We start from the raw sequence: 13991 nt of genomic DNA on the forward strand, positions 1-13991 counted from the left end.
AAAATCGGAAAAAATTTTGTTCAATAAGCGAGTTGAAATAAATGACTTCATTTAACAATCTAAAAGATTTACAGCGTTTTGTTAATCGTATGGCGAAAGAGTCTATGGTTAGAGGTAATGCTGTTAAATCAGAGGTAATTGAAACAGGAAAAAAACATGTTCAAGAAGACGTGTACGATGTCTATACCACTCGTGTATATCAACGCTCTGGACAACTAAAAGAAAATTGGGAAGTTGAAGAAACTGTTGATGGAATAGCTGTTTTTAGTAATAGAGTTGATGAAGGTAGAAATGTAAGTGAAATTGTTGAAACTGGTCAGGGATATCAGTTTGATTTTGAGTTTAATGGAAAACCAAGACCATTTACCGAAAACACAAGGAAAGAGTTAGCAGAAGGAGCAAGGTTAAAAGATGCTTTAAAGAAGGATATGAAGTCTATAGGATTAGACGTTACATAATTAAACTAACATCGGAGGTTTGTTATGAGTGAGTAAAGTCATAAAACTAAGCGAAGTAACTGATCAAGAATGGAATGAAGTACAGGATTTTAATAAGACGATAACTCAGGAATTTTTAGAGCAGCAACATTTATCCCCTCAAACTTTAACGCAATACGAATCAGGAATTAAGCAGTTCTTCAGATGGGTTAAGGATAATTGTGGAAATAAATCAATCATAGAATTGAAGCCTCGTGATGCTTTACGCTATCAGAATTTCCTCATGAGCCGTAATTTATCTTCAAGTGCAGTTAAATTTAAGCGGTCTACAGTATCTAGTCTTTGTGGATATATTGAATTATATTACGCTGAGGAGCACCCACTCTTCAGGAACATTTATAACAAGAAAATTCCCAATCCACCAAAAGCTCTTAGAAATGAAAAGCAACCGCTATCCAAAGAAGAATTAGATTTATTGATTGATACGTTAAAAGAAAAAGAAGAATGGCAAATGGTAGCTTATATTCTGTTTAGTTATTGGTCAGGATGTCGAAGAAGCGAAGCAGTTCAGTTAAAACGTGAAGTTGTAACATATGAAAAAGTTAAAGATAATAAAACTGGAGAATATAAAGATTACTATATGACTCACCCAATAAGATGTAAAGGTAAGGGGCGTGAGGGCAATATTCGTAAACTTGTTTTAGGATAAGAAGCTATAGATGCAATTATCAAATGGCTAGAAATTCGTGGAGAAGATGATTGTGAAATGGTTTTTGTCAAAAAGACTAGAGAAGGAAAAGTGACCCCTTTGACAGCTAATGCTTTTAATTATTGGTGTTCAGAGATATTTACTGAAATTGTAGGAAGGCGAGTCCATCCTCATCAACTAAGGTCTACTAGAGCTACTCATATAGTTGCTTTAGATGGTAAAGATATAAAAACTGCTCAGAAAGTGCTCGGACATCAATCATCTGAAACTACTGAAATATATGTTGTTCGTGATGATGACGATGATATTGATGATGCATTTTAATTAATAAAACCACAATTTTATGACCTCTACTCTAGTAAAGTATGAGGTCTTTTCACAGTTATTAACATAATTCACAGAATATTCACAAGGCATAACTCACCTTCTATAGAACTTATTACCTATAAGGAGTGATGAAGATGAATATTGAATTAGCAAAGAAAAGAATAGCTGAATTACAATATTTTGTTGATTTAACAGAATCTTATCAGCCTAGAACACTTAATGAGATAATCATAAAAGAATATGCAATCACTGGAAGCATTGAAAAGACGACTAATAAGCTGAATGAATTAGGATACAAAATTGATGATCGTAATTACGAAACTAGAGATGTATCTGCTGTGATAAATTCTAATCCTAGAAAAAGTGATGATGAATTACATAGAATTGTTAGGAAGTTTTATAGGAAAAAGATAAAGAATAGTTCATTCTTGTAATTTCTACACAACCCTCCAAAATACTCCTATTATTCTCAGATTATGGTAGAATATAGGGAAGATTGGAGGTGAATGAAAAATGGCAAAAATAAATTCAATAAAGTTATTTGAGCTTCTTGAGGATATAAACATAATTAATAAACAAGCAAAAGATATAGATGATATTGCAATAGAAATTGACAAAGTAACTTCAAATCTAAATCATTGGTTAAAAAATTTAGAAGCAGAAAAAGCTATAAAGAAGATATTGTGGGAAGGAATACTAAAACAATATGGTACATATGGAACAAAATCTGGACAAGTAAAATCATTTAAAAAGAAGAATAAAAATAAAGAAATTGTTGAATTTGATTTTAATGAGCAATTTTCTAAAGGCAAGTTATTAAGTATTGATTTTGGAACAAGTAATATAGACCGAGAGCTTTCATTAACTCACACTGGAATTGTATTAGCTGATTATACAGGTTTTGTACTCGTTGTCCCTATAACTTCTCAAAGTAGTCTAGAATTTGAAAATTTAGCACCTGATATTCAAAAAGACATTATTCCTATCTATAAAATGGATTATAATCAAATTGAAAATAACTCTTACATTTTAATACACCAAATGAGAGTAGTATCTAAGAATCGAATTACAAAAAAAGGTATCATTGGTTCTTTAGCAGGAACAGAGATTATGAAAGTAATCGAAGATAAATTGATAAAAATCATTGCATTTGATTACTATAATAGTCAACAAGAAAAAATACTAAGTTTAGAAAAAGAGATTGAAAATTTAAAATTACAGTTGACTTAAGAAATTTTATCAGTTATTATTAAACTATACATATGCAGCCTTAAGGGCGTGACTTTAAAAAAGTCCTTATACATCTAAAAAAACCATTTGGTTCCCTCTTAGTTTAAACTAAGAGGTTTTTACATTTTATTAAAGCTTAGACCTCTACATTAAGTTGTGGAGGTCTTTTTCGTTGTTATGGGAATCTCTCCCCTACCCCAACTTAATAATGTAGATAGAAATAAGACACTCAAATTGCTGAGTGTCTTATTTGTGTTTATTGTGATGGTGTTTTATTAGGCATTTAGTTATCTTCATTTTTGTCAGCACTAGGCTTATATGGAGAGCTGTTTTCAGCAACTGAGGTGCTTTTTTTAGCTTTATTTGCTGCAGTATATTCATCAAGCATTTTGAAAAGCTCATATGCGTCAAGGGTTCCTCTTGAACTTTTATTACCTACTTGATTTCGTTGCTTATCTATGGTTTGAGGAGAAATAATTTCATCTGTGGTGTCAAAATTCAAACTTAATTGAATTAAACTATCGAGATGTTCCTCTAGAACATTCACAACATAGTTACTTAAGCTTCTATTCTCAAGTTCTGCAAGCTCTTTTAATTCATTCTTCATCTTTTTTGAAATGATTATTGTCAGCCTATCATTTTCGTCTGAAATAGCCATTGAATCACTCCTTGATATTGCAAATTACTAATAAGTAAATTCATTATACACTATCGAATAATGAATATCCACACTATTTACAAAAGGTTTATAAACCCTTTATGATAAACTGTTGACAAAAGGTTTATAAACCCTTTATACTTACTTTAATAGCAATCAACATAAAAAATATTACAAACTAATACATAGGAGGAATAAATGTGAACAATGTATATGGGAATTTAAACTTAACAGTATCAGTGCCAGTTGAAGCTAAATCAGAGACACTAGGATTGTTGGAAGCGAATTATAAGTATAATGATAAAAGATTCATAGCTTACAAAGTGGTAGCAATTGACCATGATGGCTCAGAAAGAGAAATTAGTGCTTATGATGGAAAATTAGAACTCGATGAGTTCATTTTAGCTTAGTAAAATAGTAGATTATAATAGATACATAGAATAACGATATCCTCGTGAAGAGGTCTAAAGATGTTCGTTACTTGTGAGTGCAGTTACAGATTAGCTACCTGTAATATATGCCTATTCCCTTCGGGCTTGCACTCACATGTTTTTTATGAGGGGAAATAAATTAATGTGAAGGGATGATGTGGAGATTGGCTATTGTTGAGGGACAGAAAGTTAAGGTTAAGTGGAATGGTAAACATAAGAAATATTATGAATCCATTTTAGATGAATATGATAATCAAAAATACTTCTGGAAAGGAAATGCTCAAGAGTTTGAGGTTGATTTAATAGATTTACCTAAAAATAGTCAAGCAGATGTATTAGTTGAGTGTGATTACTGTTCAAGTAAACTAAAAAAGAAATATATAAGCTATTTGAGATCAAGAGAAAACAATTTTAAACATGGAATTCATAAAGACTGTTGTGATAAATGCTATTCCTTAAAAATGAGAGAAATAAATGGCACTTTAGACGAATTAGATTTTACTGACACTGAACCAACATCACAAAATATTTACACAAGAGATTTTCTAATAAGTGAATTTTACAGATATAAAAATGAGAATGGCACTTATCCAAAGAAGAGTGATATTAATGGTACTGATGGTTATCCAAGTGCAGAGGCTTATAATACAAATTGGGGAACTTGGGGTAACTTTTTAAAAGATATTGGGGTTCTAGGTGACTTTGGATGGTATAAAGAAGATGAGGACGTTATAAAAGAACTGTATCCAAAAGAATATGTCTTAATGAAAGAGATTAATGGTAGGTTAATTGTAAAACGTTCTATTTATGAACTGCAAAAAATAGCACAAAAGATGGGATTAAAGAAAAGAAATTTATTAATAGCAAGAGAATATGACATAAATTTAAGTGATTTAGAGATTTTTTATGAATCATTAAATGATTTGAAAGAAGATGTTGATAGATGTCCTGTTGTGATGGATTATGATGCCTATACGAAATTAAATAAAATTACTAACAGAAGACTGATTGAAAAAAAATTGAACAAGTCATTTGGTGAGATATGCACTGAGATTTTTGATCAAAGTAATAAGATAAAGAGCGATGATGAGTTATTGAATGAACTTAGAGATTTGAAATACAAACTGGGACGAACTCCAAGAGCTAATGAGTTGAAGTTATACGGATTGGCTGAACATAAAACATATAGAAGAAGATTTAATATGACATATCAAGAACTAATAGATACATTAGGCTGGGAGTTAGCTAGTCCTAGAATGAGGTTTAAGAGTGAGGAAGAGATGCTTGCTGACTACGAAAGATTACATAATGAACTAGGAAGGCTACCTAACGAGGCAGATTTATTAGATTGTGAGTATATCTGTTCATATCAAACTTATAATACAAAGTTTGGCTCACTTCAAAATGTTTGGGATATTTTAGAACTTGTTTATAATCCAAATCAAAAAATGAGTGCAGGATATGTTTGTATTAATAAAAATAATGAGATTTGTCGTTCAAGTTCTGAGTTAGCTATAAGTAATATATTTATAGATAATGCAATTTCCTACATTCCTGAGTTAAAATATTCAGATTTTGACAGTAGTCTAAAAAGCAGATGGCTAATGGATTGGTATTTAAAAGATTATGATATTTATGTTGAATATTTTGGGATGTACCAGGAATCACAATTGAAAAGAAACACCAGAATAGGAAAATATTCGAGAAAAGCAAAAAGGAAAATTAATTATTGTAATAAGAATAATATTAAACTGATATCACTATATAGAGAAGATTTAACACATAATTTTAAAGGAATGTATGAAGAGTTCTTAGAAAATGGCATAAAATTAAATATTAGAGAATTAATTAAAAAAGTTGTCTAATTACATTTTTAGATGACTTTTTATTTTGGTCAAAATTTACTATAATGGGATTAATTAAACTCTTTAAGGGGTGATTCCATTACATGGCATTATTATTTATTACATTAATTATAAGTATTGGAGTAATAACTTATTACGTTAACAAAAATGAAAAAGAACGCTCTAAAAAACTTAGAAATGTTAATATCACTAATCAAAATAAAATAAGTGAATACCTAAAGTCAAAAGAAATAACAGAATCTAAAAAGTATATTTCCAAAGACTACTCAAATGCTATTATTCTTGATGAGAGAAATAATGAAATTTTGATTATCACTAAAAAATTCAAAAGAAAATCTGATGGAACATTTGAGTATAGTTTTAATCACTATAATTTTGATAGGTTGATTGAAACAGAGCTTGCAATTGATAATCAAATAATTCATAAATCAGTCAGAACAAATCAATTAGTAGGTGCAGCAGTAGGTGGTGCAATATTTGGTTCAGTTGGAGCCATAATTGGAGGCTTGTCAGGAAATAAGGTCGAAGCTCAAAACATTAAGAGCATAGAATTAAAAATATCAGTTGAGGATATTGACTCCCCTATTCATAAAATAAGCTTTTTATCTAGTGAAAATAATAAAAATGGATATTCGAAGGACAGTAATGAAGTAAAAGTGGCTTTAAAAAACATCGAAAAGTGGTATGGAATTTTAGAGATAATTATTAATCAACAGAATAAGGCGATTGACAGTTAAGGAGTGCTATTGAGGCACTCCTTTTTATTATGTAGAAAGGAGTGTTTAAGTGGCTGGAGAAAATTTGAAAATTCTTATAACTGGGTCTCTAAATGTAGGAAGCACATTAGGAGAAATAAATAATCAGATAAAGGCTCTTGAAAAAAAGATAAATTCCATAAAGTTGAGTGTTCAAATTGATGAGAAGATATCCAAGACTCTTCAGGATTTTTCTCGCTCAATGGAGAATCATAAGAAAATTACTCAAGACCTGAATAGAGTTATCAAGGAAGAAAAAACTGTTACCAGAGAAGCAGATGGGGTAATAAAGGAAAAAATACGACAACACTTAAAAAGTGGAGAAATTATTGAAAAAGAAATAAAACGAATAAATGAGCAAACAAAAACTACTCAAAAACAAACTGATGAAACAAGAAAATTAATTGTCGAAACTGATAAGTTAAAAAATAAACAAAGGCAGATTACTAAACTTGATGGTCAAGGTAATTATACTGGTGGGTCAGTAAATGTTGGAGATAAATTTAAAAATACTACTTTAAATTACAATGCTAACAATGAGATAACTGGTCAAAGAACAACAGAAAATTTAAAGCAGCAAGTTCAAGCAGTTGAAAATTTGAAACAGAAGTTACTTCAGCTTAGTAATACAGGAACAATTACAAACTCTTCACTTGGAAGAATGACATCCGCATTAAATGCTGCTCAAACAGAAAAAGAATTATTGAGAATTGAGCAAGTTTTAAATAGAATCCAAAATAGTTCTAAATCTAGAGAAAAGACAAAGGAATTAGAACATCAATTAAAACTCTATCAACAACAGGCACAAATCAACGCTCAAAATCTCAATAGACGCTATGGAAGTTCTTTAGGTGAAGATAATCAAAGAGCAATAAATAACTACTTACAATCAGTAAATAGATTGACTTCTCAAACTCCAAATCTTAACCGACAAATGCAACAATTAAGTATGCAGTTTAGAAGTATTTCTTCAAATGTAAATGCTGCTACAAGTCATGTTTTATCTTTTGGTCAACAATTGCAAGTTGCAATGCAGAGGATACCATTATGGAGTATGGGGATGGCTTCATGGTATTTACCAATTCGTGGGATGAAAGATGCACTACAACAAATAGTGGAGATCGACTCCCAATTAACAGTGATTGAACGTGTTTCCAATGGTCAGGCAGATATCAATGAGGTATTCCAAGAAAGCATTAGACTTGCAACAGAGCTAGGAAACAGAATTTCACAAGTCAATGAAGGTATGATAACTTTCGCTCGTTCTGGATTCCGTGGACAGGATTTATATGCAATGAGTGAAGTTGCTACTCTCATGTCAAATGTAAGTGATTTATCAGTAGAAGAATCTGCCTCAAGTATCATCGCAGCAATAAAAGGGTTTGGAATTGAAGCTTCCAAGGCAATAACCATCGTTGATCGCCTCAACGAGATAGACAACAATTTCGCAATTTCAACGCTTGATTTAAGTCAAGTCTTGATGAAAGCAACGGGCGCAGCTAATACCTTCGGAGTGAGTATGGAGGCAATGTTGGGTCATGCGACAGCGATCGGGCAAGTTTCAAGAGAATCGGGAAATATTTTAGGGAATAGTCTGAAAACTATATACAGCAGAATAACTACTATGGATAAATCCATTGAAATGTTGGAAAGTGTTGGAGTCTCAGTCAAGGATATGGCAGGAGAAATGCGTCCTGTAGAACATATTTTAGACAATTTATCAGAACGCTGGAATGATATTAATTCAGAGACTCAGCAGATGATTGGCTTACAATTAGCTGGTCGTTTTCAATTATCGAGATTTTTAATCTTAATGCAACAGCAATCTGAGAGTTTAAAAGCTCGAAGTGCTGCTCTCAATAGTGAAGGATCGGCTTATAAAGAAAATGAACGTTTTTTAGATAGTTACCAAGCAAAATTAAATTCCCTTTCTAATTCTTGGACTACTCTTTCCACTACAATGGGAGAAAAGGTTCTTGGAAGTGGTATTGTAGTTGTTTCTGAGAGTTTAATGTCAATTGCACATGCAACGTCATTTGTAATTGATAAAGTTGGATTACTCCCTCCCCTCTTCACAATTGCTGGTGCAGCATTTTTAGCTTTAAATAATCACACTAGGAGTTCAATTGTAAATCAAGGAATGTTGGCAACGAGTTTAATTCGGACAGGCGATTCAATGTCAATTGCAACTGGTAGATCTAGGATACTACAAACACAACTTTACAATTTAACTCTAGCAGGAAGAGCAACCGCAGCCTCATTTTCATTTTTGGGAAAATCAATTGCAGGTGCTTTTACATTTTTAAGCAGAGCGTTTGTTCCATTAGCAATTTTTACAGCAGTAGGAGCAGGGATATCATATATTACAAATAAAGTTGTTGAACATCAACAAGAACAAAAGAAACTAAGAGAAGAAACTGATAAACTAGTAACCTCATATAAAGATAATGAAATGCAAATTCAATCATTAGTATCTAGATATGAACAACTAGATAGTCAGGTTAAAAGTGGAAATCTAGTAAAAACAGATGAAGAGTATTTAAAAGTACAACAAGAGCTTTACACATTGTTACCAAGTGTTGCAGAGTCGGTCGATGAAAAAGGACAGGCTCATTTGCGTTCGGCTAGTGCAATTCGTGAAGAGTTAGGATATTTAAAGGAACTCTCCAGAGTAGATGCTGAAAAATTTATTACTAATTTTCAATCAAATTTATCTGAATTAAACGATAAGATTTCCGAAACACAAAATAAACTTAATGAAATTAAGGATAGACAAAATAATAACTATTCTGGATTACTACCTTGGTTTGGAGTAAGAGAAAAAGCACAGCTTGATGATATGGCTAATAGTATTATCGGTAGAAGAGATATAGAAGCCAAATTAGATGAGAGAAAAAGACTTTTTCAAGGATTGGGTAAATCATATGCAGAATATTACGGAGTTCAGTCTAAGGTTACAGAAGAAGATCAAAAACATATTAGTGCAATCGTGGAAAAGAACGCAAAGCTTCTTGATTCAAAAAATGGAATAAAGCAGGTTGAAAATGAAGTCAAGGCTTATATAGGTGCGGTTGGTGAAATTAGAAGTGTTTCAGGTAATTTATTTGATACTTCTAGAATTCAAACAATCGTCAAATATAATCAAGAAGCAGTAAAGTTATTTAATGAGATGTCAACTGAAATGAAGAATGGGAATCAAGATTGGGACAAATATAGTGACAAACTAGAAAAAGCTGGCTTTAAACAAAAAGAAATTTCTTCCATTCTCAATTTACTAAAAACAGGTAAAGATGAATTAACTGGTGCAACATTAACTTACATAGATGCTTCTGAGGAAATGGTTGATGTTGAAGAAGATAAAATTTCTGCTACAAAGAAGTTAATTGGAATAAATTCCGAACAACTCGACTCAATGTACGAACTCATTGGAATGTACAAACTCCTGTCAGAATTAGAAGCAGACTCCACTGAAAAATCAGCAGAATTACAATCAATTACTGAACAATTGGCTTCAGCTTACCCTCACCTAGTTAAAAATAAGCAAATAAACATTAAAGCTATTGAAGATGAGGTTCGAGCTAATGACGTTCTTCTTAAAGCAACTGATGAATTGCTCAAGGGAACTTTAACAACAGAGCAAGCAAAAACTACAACCACAGCAATTCAAGCTAAAAAACGTATCGATATATTAAAACAAGAATTAGCAGCACAAAACCAAATTGTTCAAAAGTTTAATGAAATGTCTAAGACACTATCCGATAATGCCAATACACTAGAACAAGAAAAATTGGCAATGAAAGCTTATGATCGTTCAAAGAAATTAGTTAAGGATATAGATATTGATTTACCAGATTACCAAAAAACAATAAATGATCTAGCTAATTCAATTGACTATCAAGGTAGAAATGCAGAAGCCATAAAGAAATCCAATAAAGAATATGAAAACAGCATTTATATATCAGATAAATTCAAAGCTGCACTCGAAAAACTCAACGCAGAACTAGAAAAACAAAAAGCAATCCAAGCACAATTCCCAAAACACTCTCAACAATATCAATCTGCACTCAAAAATGAAATCTCACTAATGCAACAGAAAAAACAATTATTAGAAGATCAAACTAAATCACTTAATGAACAAATTAGAGCAGGTAAAATTCAATCAACTGGAAAGATTTCAAATACATCTAGTACTTCTTCAACAACCACTCCTTCAGGCATGTCAAAATTAATAGCAGAAGCTAGAAAGCAATCTAATTTAGGAACTTTCACCTATAAGCAAGTTGGTGGAGAATTTACAGGTACATATAAAGAATTTCTAAATCGTGCCTTATCTGACTGTTCTCAGTTTGCTCAAGAGTATTTCGAACACTTCTTGAATATTAAACTTCCTAGAACCGCAGCTCAACAATGGAATGCAGGTACGGCAGTAAAAGATGGTCAACAGCAAGTAGGCGACCTTGTTTTTTGGAATACTACTGGGAAGACAAATTCTCATGTAGGTATTTATACGGGCAATGGAAAAGCTATGCAAATGGGACTCAGTGGATTAAAAGAGATAAACGTAAGTGATATTAAAGGATTCGAAGGATACAGAAGGATAGTAGGTGCTACTGACAGTAGTATCTCTAATGGAGCAACTGGTGTTACAAGTAATACTCAAGAATCCATTGACCAAGCAAAGTCAGAACTATTACAGTTACAAGGCGATGTTTTAAGTGTAAATGCAGATATTCAACGCTTACAACTTGAATTAGTCAAAGCCCCTCTCTACCAAGCAGAGCATAGATTTAGTCAAATTGATTCACATATGAAGATTATCGAATCTAATATGTCTAAAATGGATCAGACATCCAAAGCTTATCGTCAAGAGCTAAATAGCCAAGTTAATCTTCTTAATGAAAAGAAGAAAATTACTGAACAAAATATGGCTTTTATTGAAAATGAATTAAAGAAAAATAAAGCCTTAACAGAGAATCAAAAAGCTGAATTACAACAAACATATCGTGATTTACGTGATTCATTGGTTGATTTAGAGGACAGTATTTATAGCAATAGAGATAGCTTTCTTAATTCAGCCCTAGACGGATTAAACAAACGCCTAGATGAATCAAATCAAAAATACATAGACCAAATTGAAATAATTGAACACTTAATGGATGTTTCAGTTGGCAACGAAGACGAACAAATCAGATTACAAGGACAAAAAATCTCCTTACTCAATAAACAAAAATCTGAAATCGAAGCTAATATCCGCCTTCTCGAATCTCAAAATAAAAACTTAGTCAACAATAAAGCAGCACTTGAAAAGAACGTCAATGAAACTAAAAAATGGCGTGATGCTCTTATGGGTGTCGAAAAATCAATCCAAAGTATCTACTCTGAAATTGCAGACAAAGTAATCAATGCTCAAAAAGACTTCTATCGTGAGAAATTAAATGCTGAATTAGATGCTCTTGAACAACGAGACAAAGCTATCCAAGAATCCTATGATAAAGAACGAAAATTAATGGAAGACAATCATAAGCGTGAAATGGATTTATTGGATGAGGAATTGAAACAGTATCAAAAAATCATCCAAGCAAAATTAGATTCCATTGATAAGACTGAATCTGAACGTGATTACAATAAAGAGCTTGAAAAATTATCTGCTGAGAAATTGAAAATTGAATCTGAGAAAAATAAATTAGCATTGGACAATTCTTTTGAAGCAATCGCTAAGAAAATTGAATTAGAAGAGCAACTTCGAGATAAAGTTGAGCAAATCGAGGAATTAAAGCATAAACGTGAAGTAGAGTTAAGGAAAAATAGCTTACAGGATGAATTAAATAAAAAGCAAGAAGAAATTGAAAATGCTAAGAAAGCTTTAGATAAGAAGCAAAATAATGAAAAAGATGCCTTAGAGAAATCTAACAAAAATCTAAAAGACAGTTTAGAAGCTGACAAGAAAGCAATTCAATCCCACTATGACAATATCATTAACGATGAACGTAAATGGGCAACAATGCGAGAAGATATTATGAAAGGTAATATCAATAATCTTACTGGTGAATTAATCGGATTTTCAAATGACGTTAATATGAATATGTCTCACATGGGTAATAGTATTAAAAATAATCTAATTGACAAACTTAAAGAAGCCATTGATCTATTACAAGAATTTAGTCAAATTGGTGTTGGTAGTTTTGAAACTGGTATCAGTAAACCAAACAGTCCTTCCTCTCCTTCTACTGGTGGAAGCCAAAACTCAGGGAATCAAAACACAGGAAGCAATAATCAAACTTCTCCTAACAATGTGTCTGGAAAAATCACAATAGTGAAGCCAATTAACTTGTGGAAACGTGAGCGAAACAGTGACAAATTAGAATTTGTAAAAGTTTTAAAAGCTGGAGAAGAATATAAAGTATACGGATATGACGATAAATTCGGTGGGCAGTATGACGTAGGTGGTAATCACTGGATAACAAATATGCCTGAGCATATAAAGCTTAAGAAGTATCATGATGGTGGAATTGTTGGTGGAAAAGGAAACAGACTGACAGAACTAGCGAATAAGCTATTCAATTCTAAACCCAATGAGCAAACTGTCTTGGCTTTAAAAAATGAGTTATTTGCACCAGAAAAGAACATGCCAAATTTCTTTAACAATATCGGTAATCTTGTTTCTAGTATGACACCAAGCGTGGCAGCTCCACAAGGAGCTACTATTCAAATGGATATTCACATTGAAAACATGAACGGAACAAAAGCAGATGTTACATCTTTCTTCAAGAAAGTAACAAATGAATTTAAAGGAGCAGGGGTGATTATTAAGTAATGAAGGAAAATTTAGAGTTTGTTTACGATGGACTATCCTCTCGTCATATGGGGGTAATCCAAGTCCATATAAATAGTGGATTATTTGAAGAAGCATTCATTCCAACACGTTCCATTCAAGAGGAAAAAATCAGAGGCAATGACAAACCATACTTTTATGGAGTTACTTATGAACCCCTCTCCTTTCCTATATCATTATATTTTGATGGAGAATTAGACAGTAGAAAACTGAGAGAAATTGCAAATTGGTTTAATGTTCATTATTATAAGCCACTATACTTTTTAGATTACTCAGATAGAATATTTTACTGTATGCCAGTTGATGATTCGCAGCATATTCATAATGGGTTAAAGCAGGGATATTTAACTTTGAATATGAGATGTGATTCACCATTTTCATATACACCAGATTACACAACAAAAATTTATACATATAAAAATAATAATGGAACAATATTAGAGTTTAACAATAGAGGGGATGTTAATTGCTCCCCTCTTCTTTTATTGCAGAAAATTGGTGATGGTGATATTTCAATAACGAACTTAAGTCTAAATGGTCGAGAATTTAAATTCACTCAATTATTAGATGGAGAAGAATTAATTATTGATAATGAAAAACAAACTATCGAAACCAACATTCCTCTCACCTATCGATATGATAATTTCAATTTCAATTATCTTGTAATGACCAGAGGAATGAACAGACTTCTTATAAACGGAGATTGTAAACTCCAATTTAAAGGTAGATTTAAGACACTTCAATGAG

General features: G+C 31.9%; 11 protein-coding genes. 10 read left to right on the forward strand and 1 reads right to left on the reverse strand.

Going from position 1 to position 13991, the window contains the following annotated elements:
• Positions 1-41: 41 nt before the first annotated feature.
• The 5 genes from KDN24_RS16065 to KDN24_RS16085 all read left to right on the forward strand — a co-directional run bounded on the left by KDN24_RS16065 (position 42) and on the right by KDN24_RS16085 (position 2703).
• On the forward strand, positions 42-458 hold the full coding sequence (locus KDN24_RS16065) for a YomN family phage-derived protein (RefSeq protein WP_409971645.1): 417 nt from the start codon (positions 42-44) through the stop codon (positions 456-458).
• Positions 459-486: 28 nt separating this feature from the next.
• Positions 487-1146, forward strand: coding sequence for a tyrosine-type recombinase/integrase (locus tag KDN24_RS16070; RefSeq protein ID WP_409971644.1), 660 nt, complete (start codon positions 487-489; stop codon positions 1144-1146).
• Positions 1147-1203: 57 nt separating this feature from the next.
• A complete protein-coding gene (locus tag KDN24_RS16075; RefSeq protein WP_491348075.1) occupies positions 1204-1470 on the forward strand; it encodes a tyrosine-type recombinase/integrase in 267 nt (88 codons plus the stop codon).
• 137 nt (positions 1471-1607) lie between these two features.
• Complete coding sequence (locus tag KDN24_RS16080) at positions 1608-1907, forward strand: hypothetical protein (RefSeq protein WP_409971643.1); 300 nt, start codon at positions 1608-1610, stop codon at positions 1905-1907.
• Between the two features lie 79 nt (positions 1908-1986).
• Positions 1987-2703, forward strand: a complete 717-nt coding sequence (locus KDN24_RS16085) for a type II toxin-antitoxin system PemK/MazF family toxin (RefSeq protein ID WP_409971642.1) — start codon at positions 1987-1989, stop codon at positions 2701-2703.
• Positions 2704-2986: 283 nt separating this feature from the next.
• Here KDN24_RS16085 and KDN24_RS16090 read toward each other — a convergent pair whose 3' ends face one another.
• The gene (locus KDN24_RS16090) at positions 2987-3361 is read right to left on the reverse strand and encodes a YlcI/YnfO family protein (RefSeq protein ID WP_409971641.1); all 375 of its coding nucleotides are present in this window, start codon (positions 3359-3361) and stop codon (positions 2987-2989) included.
• 200 nt (positions 3362-3561) lie between these two features.
• Between KDN24_RS16090 and KDN24_RS16095 the strand changes: the two genes are divergently transcribed.
• The 5 genes from KDN24_RS16095 (at position 3562) to KDN24_RS16115 (ending at position 13990) form a co-directional block, all read left to right on the forward strand.
• On the forward strand, positions 3562-3771 hold the full coding sequence (locus tag KDN24_RS16095; protein WP_409971640.1) for a hypothetical protein: 210 nt from the start codon (positions 3562-3564) through the stop codon (positions 3769-3771).
• A 185-nt stretch (positions 3772-3956) separates the two neighbouring features.
• Positions 3957-5657 carry a homing endonuclease associated repeat-containing protein gene (locus KDN24_RS16100; RefSeq protein ID WP_409971639.1) on the forward strand — a complete coding sequence of 567 codons (1701 nt, stop codon included), beginning with the start codon at positions 3957-3959 and terminating at the stop codon, positions 5655-5657.
• Between the two features lie 83 nt (positions 5658-5740).
• On the forward strand, positions 5741-6394 hold the full coding sequence (locus tag KDN24_RS16105; protein ID WP_491348076.1) for a hypothetical protein: 654 nt from the start codon (positions 5741-5743) through the stop codon (positions 6392-6394).
• 49 nt (positions 6395-6443) lie between these two features.
• Positions 6444-13226 carry a phage tail tape measure protein gene (locus KDN24_RS16110; protein WP_409971637.1) on the forward strand — a complete coding sequence of 2261 codons (6783 nt, stop codon included), beginning with the start codon at positions 6444-6446 and terminating at the stop codon, positions 13224-13226.
• Positions 13226-13990, forward strand: coding sequence for a phage tail domain-containing protein (locus KDN24_RS16115; RefSeq protein WP_409971636.1), 765 nt, complete (start codon positions 13226-13228; stop codon positions 13988-13990). The genes KDN24_RS16110 and KDN24_RS16115 overlap by 1 nt, the downstream gene beginning before the upstream one ends.
• Position 13991 lies beyond the last annotated feature (1 nt).

Origin of the sequence: Cytobacillus sp. Bva_UNVM-123 (assembly GCF_046351715.2) — a bacterium.
GTDB lineage: Bacteria > Bacillota > Bacilli > Bacillales > Cytobacillaceae > Cytobacillus.

Excerpts from the sequence above, each read along its gene's own strand:
- KDN24_RS16080 (WP_409971643.1), top strand. The coding sequence starts at position 1,608 with ATGAATATTGAATTAGCAAAGAAAAGAATAGCTGAATTACAATATTTT.
- KDN24_RS16085 (WP_409971642.1), top strand. The coding sequence starts at position 1,987 with ATGGCAAAAATAAATTCAATAAAGTTATTTGAGCTTCTTGAGGATATA.
- KDN24_RS16075 (WP_491348075.1), top strand. The coding sequence starts at position 1,204 with ATGGTTTTTGTCAAAAAGACTAGAGAAGGAAAAGTGACCCCTTTGACA.
- KDN24_RS16115 (WP_409971636.1), top strand. The coding sequence starts at position 13,226 with ATGAAGGAAAATTTAGAGTTTGTTTACGATGGACTATCCTCTCGTCAT.
- KDN24_RS16105 (WP_491348076.1), top strand. The coding sequence starts at position 5,741 with ATGGCATTATTATTTATTACATTAATTATAAGTATTGGAGTAATAACT.
- KDN24_RS16090 (WP_409971641.1), bottom strand. The coding sequence starts at position 3,361 with ATGGCTATTTCAGACGAAAATGATAGGCTGACAATAATCATTTCAAAA.
- KDN24_RS16065 (WP_409971645.1), top strand. The coding sequence starts at position 42 with ATGACTTCATTTAACAATCTAAAAGATTTACAGCGTTTTGTTAATCGT.